The following is a 16,470-nucleotide window of genomic DNA, read 5'->3' as shown; positions in this document are numbered from 1 at the left end:
TAATGAATTGACTGTGCCGAATAACTACAAGTAGTTAAACGTATTGGTCACTCAGTTCATTGAAATCAATTTTGATTCCGAAGAATCTGTTTTATCTAACGATAAAACGTTTTGATATTCATCAACGAGTGCCCACACAGATTGATAGGTTTAAATTGTTAAAGAGCTTTCCCTTTTGAGCTTCGCTCAAATCGGACGGCCATTTTAGCGATTTAAGTTTTAGTGTCAACCACTATTTTCAAAACTTTTTTCAAGCGCTTAGCTTGGCTAATTTGACCTGCTGATTCGTTTTGGTTTCTTACGAAGCCATCCCGTGTCAGCGAGGTGGCATTATAGAGATTTCGATCACACTGGCAAGCCCTTTTTGAAGTTTTTCTCGTTTTTTTATTCGTTCGATTAAAAAGAACTCAAAACGCCTCAAAAGTAGGCTTTTCTCTTACATCTCTTGTAATTTCTTAGAGAATAAAGAGACTTTTTCCCAGTTTGTGTACTCAACTTCCTTGGTTGTATCCGTTTCACCACCTGTCATATTCATAATGAAGCGAATCATGGTTTTATCGAACCAGTTATAACGTGGGTAATAGAGGGCGCCAGCGAACACACCTATTAAAGTCGGTTGCCATGGGGACTTAAGAAGAAACTTCTTAATATAGGCACTACCCTCAGGGGTATCTTTACCTTGGTCTTCTTTACGAGCCGTTAAGTTAACGCAGAAGAAAGCGACCTTATTTGATTGCAACTGAACAAGGTTGGCATCAATGAACTGATATAGCTTCTTATTGAGATGGCCATAACGAATAGATGCGCCAATCAAGACTCTGTCGTATTGAGCAAAGTCGACACTAGTAACAGTGTGTAGATCTTGAAGCTCACATTCGAACTCATTCATTTCTTCTTTTATATAGTTCAAGATTTTCTTGGTCTGCCCTTCACGGCTTGAATACAAAAATAGAGCTTTTGCCACAATGTTGTCCTTAGCTACGCCAAAACGTAGGGGTCAATAAAATTAATAAGGTGAATATCTCTAAACGACCAAACAGCATAGATACGATCAACACCCACTTAGCCTTGTCATTCACATCGCCGAAATGCATTGCCACTTCACCCAAGCCCGGGCCAAGGTTATTCAATGTTGCCGCTACGGCAGAGAAAGCACTCAGCTCATCCATACCAGTTGCAATAAGAGCCAACATACAAACCACAAAAACCAAGGCATATGCAGAGAAGAAGCCCCAAACCGCATCAACAACACGTTGTGGTAACGCAGAACCGCCAACCTTGATGGTATAAACAGCGCGCGGGTGAACAAGACGCTTCATTTCACGAGCACCTTGCAGAGTAAGCAATAAGATTCGAATGACTTTCATACCACCACCCGTTGAACCTGCACATCCCCCAATAAAAGAAGAGAATAGAAGCAAAACAGGTAAGAACAATGGCCACTCGGAGAAGCCGGTGGTGGTGAAGCCTGCTGTCGTAGATATAGATACTGTTTGGAACAAGGCTTGATCAAAGGCATCGTAATACGAGTCATAAGAGTGGTGATTAAGCAGTAATAAGAAACAAACCAAGAACAAGACCGCCTGAATAAAGATAAAGGCGCGGAATTCAGGATCTTTCCAATAATACTTAGGATGCACACCACCAGAAGCAAACGCAGCAAAGTGAAGCGAATAGTTACATGCAGAAATAAGAAGGAATACGACCGTAATCATATTGATAGCCGGGCTGTTGAAATACCCCATGCTCGCGTCGTGAGTCGAGAAGCCACCAATCGCAATAGTAGAGAAGCTATGACTGATGGCATCAAAGAAGCTCATCCCAGCAAGCCAAAACGCTACTGCACAAGCAATCGTTAGACTCAGATAGATGTACCAAAGCGCTTTTGCCGTTTCAGCAATACGCGGAGTCATCTTACTATCTTTTACTGGACCCGGGATTTCAGCACGATATAGCTGCATACCACCGATACCCAGAACAGGGAGAATGGCTACCGCTAATACGATGATACCCATACCACCGAACCATTGTAGGAACTGACGATAAAAAAGAATCGCCTTAGGCAGATCATCGAGGCCGACAATCACAGTCGCGCCGGTGGTAGTTAATGCAGAAAAGGATTCGAAGAAAGCATCGGTTACCGACACATTGGGGTTATCGGCGATCAAAAACGGCAGCGCACCCGCACTACCGATTACCGTCCAAAACAGAACTACAATCAAAAAGCCATCACGCGCTTTCAATTCATGCTTATAACGTCGGTTTGGAAACCAGCAAGTTGCTCCACAGAATAAGAGAACGAAGAAGGTCGTCACAAATGGCACACCCGCACCATCTCGATAGATCAGTGCGACGAGCGCAGGAGCAAGCATTGATACACTAAAAAGTGCTAATAATAATCCGACGATTCGAATAATTGAGCGAAATTGCATGAGCTATTGAACGAAGCGAAATGCTTCACACTTCCTAGTTGTCTTTGACTTTCGTTACCAGTGCCTTAGCACCGCTTTTATTGATCATGGTTTGGGTAAACGAATCTACCTGAAGGAGCTCTATTTCAATAATAAGCTCAACTTGAACACCATAATCCGCTTGGACCTCAACAGCCTGATGCTGAGCCATGATGGATTGTGCGATCGGCACAAAGCCATAGTCTAACTCTAGCCGTAATTTTGTGGTTATTTTTTTCTCGATAGTTTGAAGCAGCTTGAGAGCTTGTTGTACGCCACCACCATAAGCCTTAACCAAACCACCGGTACCAAGCTTGATTCCGCCAGAATAACGAGTGACCACAGCCGTTAATTCACCGACGCCAGAACCAGACAGTTGCGCCAAAATCGGCTTACCCGCTGTACCTGAAGGTTCACCATCATCACTGAACCCCCAAAGCATTGAGTCTTCAGGTCGACCAGCAACAAAACCCCAACAGTTGTGTCGTGCTGAAGAATGCTCTTTTTTCACCTGTTCTACGAACTGTTTTGCAGCTTCTACACTTGGAGTATGAGCAAGATGCGTAATAAAGACGCTCTTTTTTATATCTTCTTCAAACAGAGCCGACGCAGAAGGTATTAAATAAGGCTGTTCATTCATATCGTTAACTTAGTTAATAAGAGCGACGAAGTGTATCACGCGTGAATAATAAGGGTTAGAGGATCTGTGCTATCGCACAATGTTAAACAATTGTTTAAAAAATGTATTGAAATTAATCAATCAGAGGTACAGACTAAGATAACTGGTCTTACCAGGTATTCTACAATAATAGAAAGATAACAAGATTCTCTCAAACAATCGTGGATTGTATGTCATGGAGATAGACAATGATTTACCAAGCTAACACCCTACAGGTAAAGGAATTACAAGATGGTATTGCGGAATTAAGCTTCTGTGCACCAGCCTCTGTAAACAAACTCGACCTTGCTACTTTAGAATCACTAGACAAAGCGTTAGATGCTCTTAATGCTCACGCAGGATTACGTGGTTTAATCTTAACTTCAAACAAAGACGCGTTCATTGTAGGCGCAGACATCACTGAATTTCTCGGCCTATTTGCTAAGCCAGAAGCAGAACTTGATGAGTGGTTAAGATTCGCAAATTCAATCTTCAGCAAGCTCGAAGACCTTCCTGTCCCAACTCTTTCAATGATGCGTGGCCATGCCCTTGGCGGCGGCTGTGAATGTGTACTCGCTACTGATTTCCGTATCGGTGACAAGACCACCAGCATTGGCCTACCTGAAACCAAACTTGGCATCATGCCTGGTTTTGGTGGTTGTGTGCGCCTACCTCGTGTTATCGGTGCTGACAGCGCAATGGAAATTATCACGCAAGGCAAAGCATGCCGTGCAGATGAAGCGCTTAAAGTTGGCTTGTTAGATGCAATTGTTGAAACAGACCAGTTACTAGAATCGGCAATCAACACCGTTTCTCTGGCTGCTAATGAAAAATTAGATTGGCAATTACGCCGTAAACAAAAAACATCAGCGCTTTCACTAAGCAAACTCGAAGCGATGATGAGCTTTACCATGGCGAAGGGCTTAGTGGCTCAAAAAGCAGGGCCTCACTACCCAGCTCCGATTACTTCTGTGATTGCGATTGAAGAAGCAGCACGTAGCGATCGCGATGCAGCACTAGACATCGAACGTAAACACTTCGTTAAGCTAGCAAAATCTGAAGAAGCGAAAGCACTGGTTGGCCTATTCTTAAATGACCAATACATTAAAGGCTTAGCAAAACAGGCTGGTAAATCTGCCAACAAAGCGACTGAACGTGCTGCGGTACTTGGTGCTGGCATCATGGGCGGCGGTATTGCTTACCAGTCAGCATTGAAGGGCGTGCCAGTGATGATGAAAGACATCGCACAGGCGTCTCTTGATCTTGGTATGAACGAAGCTTCTAAGCTGTTGAATAAACGCTTATCACGCGGTCGTCTAGATGGATTCAAGATGGCAGGCATTCTGTCTTCTATTACTCCAAGTCTTCATTATGCAGGTGTTGAGCAATCAGATGTGATTGTGGAAGCCGTTGTAGAAAACCCTAAAGTAAAAGCAGCAGTGCTGAGTGAAGTGGAAGGTCTAGTGGGCGAAGACACAGTTCTTACATCAAACACCTCAACGATTCCTATTAACCTGCTAGCAAAATCTCTAAAACGCCCAGAAAACTTCTGTGGCATGCACTTCTTTAACCCAGTACACCGCATGCCTTTGGTTGAGATCATCCGTGGCGAGCATACTTCAGAAGAAACAATTAATCGCGTCGTCGCTTACGCTGCGAAGATGGGTAAATCCCCTATCGTTGTTAACGACTGCCCAGGCTTCTTCGTAAACCGTGTACTTTTCCCTTACTTTGGCGGTTTCAGCATGTTGCTACGTGACGGTGCTGACTTCACCAAGATCGATAAAGTGATGGAGCGTAAGTTCGGTTGGCCGATGGGCCCAGCATACTTGCTAGACGTTGTGGGCCTAGATACAGCACACCACGCACAAGCAGTAATGGCGCAAGGTTTCCCTGAGCGTATGGGTAAAGAAGGTCGTGATGCGATTGACGCGCTTTATGTTGCTGAAAAATACGGCCAGAAGAACGGCAGCGGTTTCTACACATACAGCGTAGACAAACGCGGTCGTCCTAAGAAAACCTTCTCTGAAGACATTCTTCCTATCTTGGCTGACGTATGCCAACAGCCGAAAGACTTTGATGACCAGACAATTATCCAACGTGTGATGATTCCAATGATCAACGAAGTAGTGCTTTGTCTAGAAGAAGGCATTATCGCGACACCGCAAGAAGCGGATATGGCACTGGTTTACGGTTTAGGCTTCCCTCCATTTAGAGGCGGCGTATTCCGCTACTTAGACAGTGTGGGTATTGGTAACTTCGTTGAAATGGCGAAAGGCTACCAAGACTTAGGTGCAATGTACCAAGTTCCTCAACTATTGCTTGATATGGCAGCGAAGGGCGAAAGCTTTTACGACAGCCAACAAGCCAGTTCTCTGTAATCCACATTTGGAAAAGGAATAGCAAAATGAAAAATGTAGTTGTTGTTGATTGCCTTCGTACCCCAATGGGACGTTCCAAAGGTGGAGCTTTCCGTCACACTCGTGCTGAAGATCTGTCGGCACATTTGATGAAAGGCATTTTAGAGCGCAACCCAGAAGTAAACCCTGTCGAGATTGAAGACATTTACTGGGGTTGTGTACAACAAACACTAGAGCAAGGCTTTAACGTTGCACGTAACGCTGCCTTGCTTGCTGGTCTACCGATTGAGATTGGTGCGGTAACAGTCAACCGTTTATGTGGTTCATCTATGCAAGCTCTGCATGATGCAACCCGCTCTATCATGGTGGGTGATGCTGAAATCTGTCTGATCGGTGGTGTCGAACACATGGGCCACGTACCAATGAACCATGGTGTTGATTTTCACCCTGGCATGTCAAAACACGTAGCAAAAGCGGCCGGCATGATGGGCCTAACCGCTGAGATGCTAGGTAAAATGCACGGTATTAGCCGTGAAGACCAAGACGCATTCGCAGCACGCTCACATGCTCGAGCTCAAGCAGCAACGATTGAAGGTCGTTTCAAAAATGAAATCCTACCAACCGAAGCTCACGCTGCAGATGGCTCTCTGTTCACTTTGGATTACGACGAAGTCATTCGCCCAGAGACAACAGTTGAAGGCTTATCTCAGCTTCGACCGGTGTTTGACCCAGCAAACGGCACGGTAACAGCAGGTACTTCATCAGCTCTGTCTGATGGTGCTTCTGCAATGCTTATCATGAGCGAAGAGAAAGCTAACGCACTTGGCCTTAAGATTCGTGCTCGCGTGAAGTCTATGGCTATCGCTGGCTGCGATCCTTCAATCATGGGTTACGGCCCAGTACCAGCAACCCAAAAAGCACTTAAACGTGCAGGCCTAACCATTGAAGACATGGGTGTGATTGAGCTAAACGAAGCGTTTGCTGCTCAATCTCTACCTTGTGCTAAAGACTTAGGTCTACTGGATGTGGTTGACGAGAAAGTTAACCTTAACGGCGGTGCGATTGCTCTTGGTCACCCACTAGGCTGTTCTGGTTCTCGTATCTCGACGACGCTAATCAACCTGATGGAAGCGCAAGACGTGAAATACGGCTTGGCGACCATGTGTATTGGTTTAGGCCAAGGTATTGCAACGGTATTTGAACGCCCATAGCGTTTTACTAACTGTAATACTTGAAGGGTAATCTTTTGTGCAGCTATATTTATATAGCTGCACTTTTTATTACTTGGCATCCAACAATGCATCGATTGCGTTCAGCGGACTCAACGAGAGAAAAAACCAACCCTGACATCTATGCACAAAACGCATATATTCAATGTTGATGTTTCATTATTTTTTCTCGGATGATTCAACTAGAGTTACTTCAGTTTCCTAATATTCCTCCACGGAGCAGATCATGTTTAAAGCACTTGTACTAAACCAAGAAGACAGAAAAACTATCGCGTCAGTTTCTCAAATTGAAGAGTCTCAATTACCAGAAGGTAACGTGAAGATCGATGTTAGCTACTCTTCTTTGAACTACAAAGATGGTTTGGCGATTACAGGTAAAGGGCGTATTGTTCGTAACTTCCCTATGGTTCCTGGTATCGACCTTTCAGGTGTGGTTTCACAATCTGATGACCCACGCTACAAAGCAGGCGACGAAGTTGTTCTAACGGGTTGGGGTGTTGGTGAAGGTCACTGGGGCGGCATGGCTGAAAAAGCGAGCCTAAACGGTGATTGGTTAGTGCCAATGCCTGCAGGTTTAGACGCTAAGAAAGTCATGGCGATAGGTACGGCTGGCTTCACAGCAATGCTTTGTGTGCAAGCTATCGTAGATGCAGGCATCAAGCCAGAAGACGGTGAAATCCTAGTAACAGGTGCAAGTGGCGGCGTAGGCAGTGTATCTATCACTCTACTAAACCAACTGGGCTACAAAGTGGCAGCAGTGACTGGTCGTGCTTCTGTAAACGGTGAACTACTTAAATCACTAGGCGCGACACGTATTGTAGAGCGTGCTGAACTAGAAGAACCAGCTAAGCCACTAGAGAAACAACTGTGGGCTGGCGCTATCGATACGGTAGGCAGCAAAGTGCTTGCTAAAGTATTGGCGCAAATTGATTACAACGGTGCAGTTGCTATGTGTGGTCTAGCAGGTGGTTTTGACTTACCAACTACGGTAATGCCATTCATTCTGCGTAACGTTCGCCTACAAGGTGTTGATTCTGTGATGTGCCCTCGTGAAAAACGTATTAAAGCGTGGGAACAACTAGCGGAGCTACTACCAGAATCTTTCTACGCTCAAGCAACCAAAGAAGTGTCTTTAGACGGTGCAATTCAAGCAGCAGAAGACATCACTAACGGTCAAATCACTGGTCGCGTAGTCATTAAACTATAGATTCTCAAACATAAAGTTATCAAACCTTAAGCAACCGTTTTAGGCTTGGATAACCCAAAACAACAAAGGGCTGATTTTTATCAGCCCTTTTGCGTTTTTGTCATTCGGGTCAAGTGAACCCAGATTAAGTCCTAGTTAACCCAAACCGACATCCGCAATCCGTTTTTGAATCAACTCACCACACTCTTCTTTTACCACTCTTCTTAACCATTGTTGTGAAGCAGAAGAATCGCAACGCGAGTGCCAGATCAATGAGTAATCAAACGGCATAAATTCAAATGGTAATGGCTTAACAACCAAGTCATAACGCTCTGCCACCAAATAAGCCAAATCAGCAGGCACAGTGATCACCAACGGCATTCTATCGACAATCGCCAATGCGGCTTCAAGGTGATAAGCACGCAACACCATTTTACGAGGCTGTTGATTGGCTAACGCGTTGTCTAATAAAGCCTTAACCCCATCACTGATCGCAATCATCGCATGCGGGAGTGAAACATAGTCTTCAAGGCTTAAAGGCTGATCCGCTAATGGGTGGTTTTTAGATAACAGACACGACACACCAACCGGTCCCAAGACTTCTTGATGAAGTGGTGCAATGCTGCCACTCGGACGACAGATCGCCATATCAACGCGTTCAGTGCTGAGTTGTTTAAACAAATGCTCATGCTGCAAAGGAGCAAACTCCAAAGAGATGTTGGGTGCTTGTTCATAAATCTTCGGCAACGCATAAGGCAAGATGGTTTGCATCGCATAGTCGGTGGTTGCGATCAGAAAACGTTCGCTGCAATAGTAAGGATCAAAGTCACTCGGACTCAGCAATTGGCGAAAAGACTCCAAAGGCTGATCAATACGCTGGCTGATCTCGAGTGCTTTCTTGGTAGGAATAAGGTGCTGACCTTGGCGTGTAAACAGCGGATCGTTAAGTAATTCTCTTAAACGCCCTAGTACTCGACTGGTTGCCGATTGGCTCAAGTTAAGACGAAGCGCGGCCTGGCTTACGCTGCCCTCTTCAATCAATACCTTTAAAGCGACCAATAAATTAAGGTCTCTACGATAGATGTCTTCTAATTCCACGCCACTTACCTAGCTGTATACGATTGCCATTAGTCACTAAGTTGTTTATAGCATGCTTTAGATAAAAAAAAGCCCGCAATTACGCGGGGAAGCCCAAGAAAATTTGGGGATAGTGTCGGAATGTTGTCGTATCGGAATTCGCTTGCTGTATTCGGGTTAGTGCTCTTGCTCTTCGGCTATGCCTTGCCAACGGCGCATCTCTACCCAAATACCAATAATCGTTGCTACTATGCCAAAAATAGGCATCAGTGAGGTCTCTGTCGATGAGCGTAGTACTAACGCACAAAAAGAAATAAAACAGAGAACCGAATAAATTGTTAATCTATCTAATCCTGTCAACATCGCCACTCCTTAGCTAGTTGCCTTTGCTTCAAGTTGTTATCAACTTGTTAACTAAGTTATAGGAAATGATTCTGTTTGCCAAGCACTTATTGCATATTTTTTCTGCAGACGTATTATTCACTCGTTAGATAGATATAGAGATACAAACCATGACATTCAAACCTGAACTGGCAACCCATACTTTAGAAGCTGAAGGCCTGCGTTGCCCGGAACCAGTAATGATGGTCAGGAAGACAATTAGAAACATGCAGGATGGCGATGTGTTACTGGTAAAAGCTGACGATCCTTCGACAACTCGAGATATTCCGAGCTTTTGTCGATTCATGGATCACCAGTTGGTAGGCCAAGCAACAGAAACGTTGCCTTACCAGTATTTGATCAGAAAAGGATTGGAGGCGTAACGCCCACCGACTATCAAGTATCAAAAAAGCCGCTCGTACCTTATGTTCTTAAACAGAACTCAGAGTACGAGCGGCTTTTTGTTTATTCGCTTCTAGACTTGTTTTGCAGATGCTCGAGCTGATGCTGAATTTCTCGGATATCTTTGCGCATCGGAATAATATGCGCGACCCGAATCCAAGCCTCTACCGCAAGTGCAGTCATGATGATGGCACCCGCGACCATTGGCAGCCACATGTCCGTCAACACCATGCCTAATAGTGTAAGTACAAGACCAAAAGTAAAAAGATAACTTTGGCTTTGTGGAGTAATACCCATATAACGCGTCAACATAATCATGCCCTCGTATTCTTAACTCACAAGATTAAAATATCATGACAAGTATGACACTTATATGTCCATTCGCTCGATAAACCCCACAATACTGTAAGAGTATGACCTACAACACATTACTCCACTGATTGAGTATAATAAGACTCAATACCGGCTACTAATAGAAAGCCGCAGCGATAGCTAAACCCACGAATAACAAGGCTGTGATCTTACGAATCAGATCAAGAGGCATCTTATCCGCAGAAAGCTTACCGATGATCACCACAGGCACATTCGCCAGCAACATACCGATCGTAGTACCCAGAATCACCCACGTTAATGCATCAGAGTATTGAGCCCCTAGAATAGAGGTCGCAATCTGGGTTTTATCACCAATCTCAGCAATGAAGAAGGCGATGAAACTGGCGACAAACGGGCCTCGGTTTGAGATCTGCTCATCGTCATCCAACTTATCCGGAATCAGAATCCAGCCCGCCATGGCGATGAAACTAACCACCAGCACCCACTTTAATACTTCAGGTGAAAGATAGTCGGCGACCACAACCCCGAGCCATGCAGCAAGGGCATGATTGGCAATAGTGGCAAAAAAGATAGCCGCAATGATAGGTATCGGTTTTCGATATCGACTGGCTAATAAAAGGGATAGCAACTGGGTCTTATCACCGATCTCGGCTAAGGCGACAGTTGTAATTGAAATTGCTAAAACGCTCACGACATGCTCATTTGGGATGGAGATTATTATATTTAACCAAAGACAAACCTCGCGCCCCATCCCGGTTCACGATGCTTGTCTAAGGTCTTGCTAAGCGCCACCAAGGTGGTGGTTGCCTCGAACGCCATGATGATTTTGCATCAATTATGTTGACGAACGAACTCATTCAATAGGATATGAATAAGTAAGCTACTCCCCAAAGACCGCGAGATTTTAATCACCCACGCTTTCAAACACAAGTGTCAAACTTATCAAAATATCCACTTGTGCCGAAAAACAAACATTAAAGGCAAAAAAATCCACTAAACGACATTTTAGACCACTAATTAAACAAGATTACCCCTACTCGCTTTACGAATATCTCGGTATACTCAGAGGTTATTTTTCTCATTCATTTAAAAGAATCGCGCGAACCTGACTATGCAAAAATACGATATCAAAACCTTCCAGGGAATGATCCTCGCGCTGCAGGATTACTGGGCTCAAAACGGTTGTACCATTGTTCAACCTCTAGATATGGAAGTAGGTGCAGGCACCTCTCACCCAATGACATGTCTACGAGCACTTGGCCCAGAGCCAATGTCTACAGCTTACGTTCAACCTTCTCGTCGTCCGACCGATGGCCGTTACGGTGAAAACCCTAACCGTCTGCAGCACTACTACCAATTCCAAGTAGCGCTAAAACCATCGCCAGACAATATCCAAGAGTTGTACCTAGGCTCCCTAGAGGTTCTTGGTGTTGACCCACTTGTTCACGACATTCGCTTCGTTGAAGATAACTGGGAAAACCCAACACTAGGCGCATGGGGCCTTGGTTGGGAAGTATGGCTAAACGGCATGGAAGTAACTCAGTTTACTTACTTCCAACAGGTTGGCGGCCTTGAGTGTAAGCCAGTAACTGGCGAGATCACTTACGGTATCGAGCGTCTAGCAATGTACATCCAGGAAGTAGATTCAGTTTACGACCTAGTTTGGAACGTTGCACCAGACGGTTCTAACGTGACTTACGGTGACATCTTCCACCAAAACGAAGTTGAGCAATCAACGTACAACTTCGAGCACGCAGACGTAGATTTCCTATTCACTTTCTTCGACCAGTGCGAGAAAGAGTGTAAAGAGCTACTTGAGCTTGAGAAGCCACTGCCGCTTCCAGCTTACGAACGCATTCTAAAAGCAGGTCACGCATTCAACATCCTTGATGCGCGCAAAGCTATCTCTGTAACAGAGCGTCAACGTTACATCCTTCGTATCCGCAACCTGACTAAATCAGTTGCTGAGGCGTACTACGCGTCACGTGAAGCGCTTGGCTTCCCAATGTGTAAGAAGGATAAATAATCATGGCGAAGAATTTTCTAATTGAACTGGGTACGGAAGAGCTTCCACCAACAGCACTTCGTTCTCTAGCTGAAGCATTTGCTTCTAACTTTGAAGCGGGTCTTAAAACGGCTGAGCTTTCTCACGAAGGCATCAAGTGGTACGCAGCACCTCGTCGTCTAGCACTTAAAGTAACTGCACTGGCTGAAGGCCAAGCAGACAAAGTGGTAGAGAAACGCGGCCCTGCTGTTTCTGTGGCATTCGATGCAGAAGGCAACGCGACCAAAGCAGCACAAGGTTGGGCTCGTGGTAACGGTATTACTGTTGAGCAAGCTGACCGTCTAAAAACAGACAAAGGCGAGTGGCTTCTTTTCAAACAAGAAGTCGCTGGCAAACCAGTTCAAGAATTGGTGATGGACATCGCTGCGAAAGCACTGGCTGGCCTACCAATTCCTAAAGCAATGCGCTGGGGTAACTCAGACATTCAATTTATCCGTCCAGTGAAAACACTGACAGTACTACTAGGTGATGAGCTTGTTGAAGGCGAAATCCTAGGCGTAGCATCTGCTCGTACTATCCGTGGCCACCGTTTCATGGGCGAACAAGAGTTCACAATCGACTCTGCTGACCAATACCCTGCGATCCTAGAAGAGCGCGGTAAAGTAATGGCAGATTACGAAGCGCGTAAAGCGATCATCCTTGCTGATTCGCAAAAAGCGGCTGCTGCGGTTGGCGGTACAGCTGACCTAGAAGATGATCTTGTTGAAGAAGTAACGTCTCTGGTTGAATGGCCAGTAGTACTTACAGCGAAGTTCGAAGAAGAGTTCCTAAAAGTCCCTTCTGAAGCTTTGGTTTACACCATGAAAGGTGACCAAAAGTACTTCCCTGTTTACGATGACAACAAGAAACTACTACCGAACTTCATCTTCGTATCGAACATCGAGTCTAAAGAGCCTCGTCACGTTATCGAAGGTAACGAGAAAGTGGTACGTCCGCGTCTTGCTGATGCTGAATTCTTCTTCAACACAGACCGTAAGCGTCCGCTTATCGACCGTCTTGCTGAACTAGACCAAGCTATCTTCCAGAAGCAATTGGGTACTATCAAAGACAAAACAGACCGCATCACAGAACTTGCTGGCTACATTGCTGAGCAAATCGATGCTGACGTTGAAAAGTCTAAGCGTGCTGGCCTACTGGCTAAGTGTGACCTAATGACATCAATGGTATTCGAATTTACGGATACTCAAGGTGTGATGGGCATGCACTACGCGACTCACGACGGTGAAGACGAGCAAGTTGCACTGGCACTTTACGAGCAATACATGCCTCGTTTCGCGGGTGACGATCTACCAAGCACAGGCATCTCTTCAGCAGTAGCAATGGCAGACAAGCTAGACACTATCGTAGGTATCTTCGGTATTGGCCAAGCTCCAAAAGGTTCTGACCCATTCGCTCTACGTCGTGCATCACTCGGTGTGCTACGTATCATCGTTGAAAACGGCTACAACCTAGACCTAACCGATCTGATCGGTAAAGCGAAAGAGCTACTAGGCGACAAGCTAACCAACGACAACGTAGAAGCTGACGTTATCGACTTCATGCTAGGTCGTTTCCGCGCATGGTACCAAGATGCTGGTTTCAGCGTTGATATCATCCAAGCGGTACTAGCGCGTCGTCCAACTAAGCCAGCTGACTTTGACCAACGTGTTAAAGCGGTTTCTCACTTCCGTGAACTGGAAGCAGCAGAAGCACTAGCAGCAGCGAACAAGCGTGTAGGTAACATCCTTGCTAAATTCGATGGCGAGCTACCCGCTGAAATCGATCTTGCTCTTCTTCAAGAAGATGCAGAGAAAGCGCTGGCTGAAAACGTTGAAGTAATGACAGAAGCACTAGAACCAGCATTCGCGACAGGCAACTACCAAGAAGCCCTAAGCAAGCTTGCTGATCTACGTGAACCTGTTGATGCATTCTTCGATAACGTAATGGTTATGGCTGATGACGAAGCACTTAAGAAGAACCGTCTAACGCTACTGAATAACCTACGTAACCTGTTCCTACAGATTGCTGACATCTCTCTTCTGCAAAAATAAGCACAAGTGAGACAGTTACTCTAAGTCATACTCTGAGTAATTAACGATAAATACCCAAAGGGAAGCGAAAGCTTCCCTTTTTGTTTTTGTGAACCAAGCATTTGTTTGTAGAGGTATTATTGATTAACTGAATGAAACAGCACTCAGACTGTAGAGGGCATTGTTTGCTATAACTGACCTGTTTATTCAGGGGAAGGGAACAATGAAAAAAACAGTACTCGCGCTTTCAATGCTCGCACTCAGCGCATGCAGCCAAACCAGTGACAACAACCTATTACTGACAATTGATAACGACACTGTCGTATTCGAATCATCCGGTAAAGGCACCGTGATTGCAGAACAGGAACTCGCGAAAGGTAGCTATACCTCCTCTATCAGCGATGCTCAAAATACCTGTGGCACCAACTATGCGCTGGCCGAAGAGAGTCGCATCAAATTCAATAAACCCCTTCGCCTCGACGACTGTGCCGAGAAATCTGAGATCGCCATAAAAGTCTTTCGCGCTAACACTTATCAATTCACGCTCAACCCACAGACCAATGAACTCACGGTTCAGATAAAACCGAAGCAACAACAAGTTCAAAACTTTGCCTGTCCTGTACCCAGTGACCAACCAACCACCATAGATGTTACTCAAACCTTTGATGATGGTACCGTGGTAAGAGACGCTCTTTCAGGCAAACAAGTCACAGTAACGAATGGCAGTGTCACCATGCAGCCTGCAGAAAACAGCCAAGGTGTTCTGCTGCTTGAGAAAGTAGAACCAGAAACCAAAGCTGACTTTAGTTGGGATAACGCCACGGTTTACTTCGTAATGACTGACCGTTTCCACAATGGTAATCCTGATAACGACAACAGTTACGGGCGCAGCCAAGATGGACAAGACGAAATCGGCACCTTCCACGGTGGTGACTTGGCCGGGTTAACCGAAAAACTCGACTACATAGAATCACTCGGTGCTAATGCTATTTGGATAACGTCTCCGTTAGAGCAGATCCACGGCTGGGTTGGCGGCGGTGACCGAGGTGACTTCAAGCACTACGGCTATCACGGCTACTACCATCAAGACTGGACCAAGCTCGATGACAACATGGGCACCGAAGACGAGCTGAAAACCTTCATCGATACCGCGCATAGCAAAGGCATTCGTGTTGTTTGGGATGTGGTAATGAACCACACCGGTTATGCGACACTTGCCGACATGCAAGAGTTTGATTTTGGTAAGCTCAACCTAACTGATGAAGAAGCCAAACAAACACTTGGCGAAAATTGGACAGATTGGCAGCCCGCTAAAGGTCAGAACTGGCACTACTTCAACAACTACATATCTTACAGCGACAAAGAAGCGTGGGAAAAGTGGTGGGGCAAAGCTTGGTTGCGCAGCGATATCGGCGCTTATGACTCTCCGGGTTACAACAACCTCACCATGTCTTTGGCGCACCTGCCCGATTTTAAAACAGAATCGACCGAGACAACCGGGCTGCCTAATTTCTATCTCAATAAGTCCACCAGCGCGACCGATGAACTCAAAACACCTCGTGACCATTTAATCACTTGGTTATCGGATTGGGTGCGCGAATATGGCGTCGATGGTTTCAGGGTCGATACCGCTAAACACGTTGAACTCGAAGCATGGGCAGAGCTTAAAGAGAGCACTAACCAAGCACTTGCCGAGTGGAAGCAGAATAATCCAGACAAGGCCTTGGATGACTTACCTTTCTGGATGACTGGCGAAATATGGGCACACAGCGTGGTCAAATCAGATTACTTCGCTAACGGATTTGATTCGATCATCAACTTTGAATTCCAGAGTGATATCGCACCAAAGGCGCTCAAGTGCCTATCCGATCTTGATGCTGATTACCTTCGATACGCAGAGAAGATCAACAACGACAGCGAGTTCAACGTACTGAGTTACCTTTCGTCTCACGACACCTCGCTATTCTGGACACAACATGGCAGTGACTTTGCAAAACAAACCAAAGCTGCAAACGCATTGATGCTGGCTCCCGGTGCAGTGCAGATCTATTACGGTGATGAAATCGCTCGTGATTTCGGCCCAACAGGCTCCGACCCAATGCAAGGAACTCGCTCTGACATGCCTTGGGATCAAATATCTGGCGAACGTGCGGAGCTGCTAGAACACTGGCAAGCGCTTGGCCAATTCCGCCAACGCCACCCAGCCGTTGCTCAAGGTAAGCACATAATCCGTAACAGCAAGGGCTACTATGCGTTCGAACGCCAATACCAAGATGACAAGGTATTAGTCGTTTATACCGGTTCGAACTAAACCTTCATT

Annotated in this window: 14 protein-coding genes and 1 riboswitch; of the genes, 7 read left to right on the top strand and 7 right to left on the bottom strand. The window is 45.6% G+C overall.

Translation table 11 applies throughout. The features are described from left to right. Positions 1-436: 436 nt before the first annotated feature. The 3 genes from hemG to AB4484_RS17710 are packed head-to-tail and all read right to left on the bottom strand — an operon-like array spanning position 437 to position 3,090. Positions 437-964 (bottom strand): menaquinone-dependent protoporphyrinogen IX dehydrogenase, encoded by a 528-nt coding sequence (gene hemG, locus AB4484_RS17720; RefSeq protein ID WP_372079547.1) that lies wholly within the window; start codon positions 962-964, stop codon positions 437-439. Between the two features lie 10 nt (positions 965-974). Beyond that, positions 975-2,432, bottom strand: a complete 1,458-nt coding sequence (locus tag AB4484_RS17715; RefSeq protein WP_017077285.1) for a TrkH family potassium uptake protein — start codon at positions 2,430-2,432, stop codon at positions 975-977. 34 nt (positions 2,433-2,466) lie between these two features. After that, positions 2,467-3,090 (bottom strand): YigZ family protein, encoded by a 624-nt coding sequence (locus tag AB4484_RS17710; RefSeq protein WP_261885065.1) that lies wholly within the window; start codon positions 3,088-3,090, stop codon positions 2,467-2,469. 227 nt (positions 3,091-3,317) lie between these two features. On the opposite strand from AB4484_RS17710, the gene fadB reads away from it, so the two are divergent. From fadB to AB4484_RS17695, 3 genes are all read left to right on the top strand, one after another. After that, entirely contained in the window at positions 3,318-5,489 is a 2,172-nt protein-coding gene (gene fadB, locus AB4484_RS17705) for a fatty acid oxidation complex subunit alpha FadB (RefSeq protein WP_372079545.1), read from the top strand. 26 nt (positions 5,490-5,515) lie between these two features. Next, on the top strand, positions 5,516-6,679 hold the full coding sequence (fadA, locus tag AB4484_RS17700; RefSeq protein ID WP_372079543.1) for an acetyl-CoA C-acyltransferase FadA: 1,164 nt from the start codon (positions 5,516-5,518) through the stop codon (positions 6,677-6,679). A gap of 244 nt (positions 6,680-6,923) precedes the next feature. Further along, positions 6,924-7,904 carry an MDR family oxidoreductase gene (locus AB4484_RS17695; RefSeq protein ID WP_372079540.1) on the top strand — a complete coding sequence of 327 codons (981 nt, stop codon included), beginning with the start codon at positions 6,924-6,926 and terminating at the stop codon, positions 7,902-7,904. A gap of 135 nt (positions 7,905-8,039) precedes the next feature. Here AB4484_RS17695 and AB4484_RS17690 read toward each other — a convergent pair whose 3' ends face one another. Both AB4484_RS17690 and AB4484_RS17685 read right to left on the bottom strand, forming a co-directional pair. After that, a complete protein-coding gene (locus AB4484_RS17690; RefSeq protein WP_004736673.1) occupies positions 8,040-8,981 on the bottom strand; it encodes a LysR family transcriptional regulator in 942 nt (313 codons plus the stop codon). A gap of 156 nt (positions 8,982-9,137) precedes the next feature. Then, a complete protein-coding gene (locus AB4484_RS17685; RefSeq protein ID WP_004736674.1) occupies positions 9,138-9,323 on the bottom strand; it encodes a hypothetical protein in 186 nt (61 codons plus the stop codon). A 149-nt stretch (positions 9,324-9,472) separates the two neighbouring features. Here AB4484_RS17685 and tusA point away from each other — a divergent pair, with 149 nt between their 5' ends. Further along, positions 9,473-9,724 (top strand): sulfurtransferase TusA, encoded by a 252-nt coding sequence (tusA, locus tag AB4484_RS17680; protein ID WP_004736675.1) that lies wholly within the window; start codon positions 9,473-9,475, stop codon positions 9,722-9,724. Positions 9,725-9,806: 82 nt separating this feature from the next. Here the strand turns inward: tusA and AB4484_RS17675 are convergent, their stop codons facing one another. Together AB4484_RS17675 and AB4484_RS17670 are read right to left on the bottom strand one after the other, a co-directional pair. Then, positions 9,807-10,061: a hypothetical protein gene (locus tag AB4484_RS17675; RefSeq protein WP_082151325.1), complete on the bottom strand. Its 255-nt coding sequence runs from the start codon at positions 10,059-10,061 to the stop codon at positions 9,807-9,809. A gap of 151 nt (positions 10,062-10,212) precedes the next feature. Further along, positions 10,213-10,767: a TMEM165/GDT1 family protein gene (locus AB4484_RS17670; RefSeq protein ID WP_017055491.1), complete on the bottom strand. Its 555-nt coding sequence runs from the start codon at positions 10,765-10,767 to the stop codon at positions 10,213-10,215. 34 nt (positions 10,768-10,801) lie between these two features. After that, positions 10,802-10,977, bottom strand: a riboswitch (yybP-ykoY riboswitch). 210 nt (positions 10,978-11,187) lie between these two features. Between AB4484_RS17670 and glyQ the strand changes: the two genes are divergently transcribed. The 3 genes from glyQ (at position 11,188) to AB4484_RS17655 (ending at position 16,461) form a co-directional block, all read left to right on the top strand. After that, positions 11,188-12,102: a glycine--tRNA ligase subunit alpha gene (gene glyQ / locus AB4484_RS17665; protein WP_017632669.1), complete on the top strand. Its 915-nt coding sequence runs from the start codon at positions 11,188-11,190 to the stop codon at positions 12,100-12,102. A 2-nt stretch (positions 12,103-12,104) separates the two neighbouring features. Further along, positions 12,105-14,171 (top strand): glycine--tRNA ligase subunit beta, encoded by a 2,067-nt coding sequence (gene glyS, locus AB4484_RS17660; RefSeq protein WP_048610822.1) that lies wholly within the window; start codon positions 12,105-12,107, stop codon positions 14,169-14,171. A 202-nt stretch (positions 14,172-14,373) separates the two neighbouring features. Next, complete coding sequence (locus AB4484_RS17655; protein ID WP_372079537.1) at positions 14,374-16,461, top strand: alpha-amylase; 2,088 nt, start codon at positions 14,374-14,376, stop codon at positions 16,459-16,461. The last annotated feature ends 9 nt before the right edge of the window (positions 16,462-16,470 follow it).

Source organism: Vibrio sp. 10N.261.46.A3 (genome assembly GCF_041472995.1).
GTDB lineage: Bacteria > Pseudomonadota > Gammaproteobacteria > Enterobacterales > Vibrionaceae > Vibrio > Vibrio coralliirubri.
This window is presented reverse-complemented; position numbering and strand designations above follow the sequence as displayed.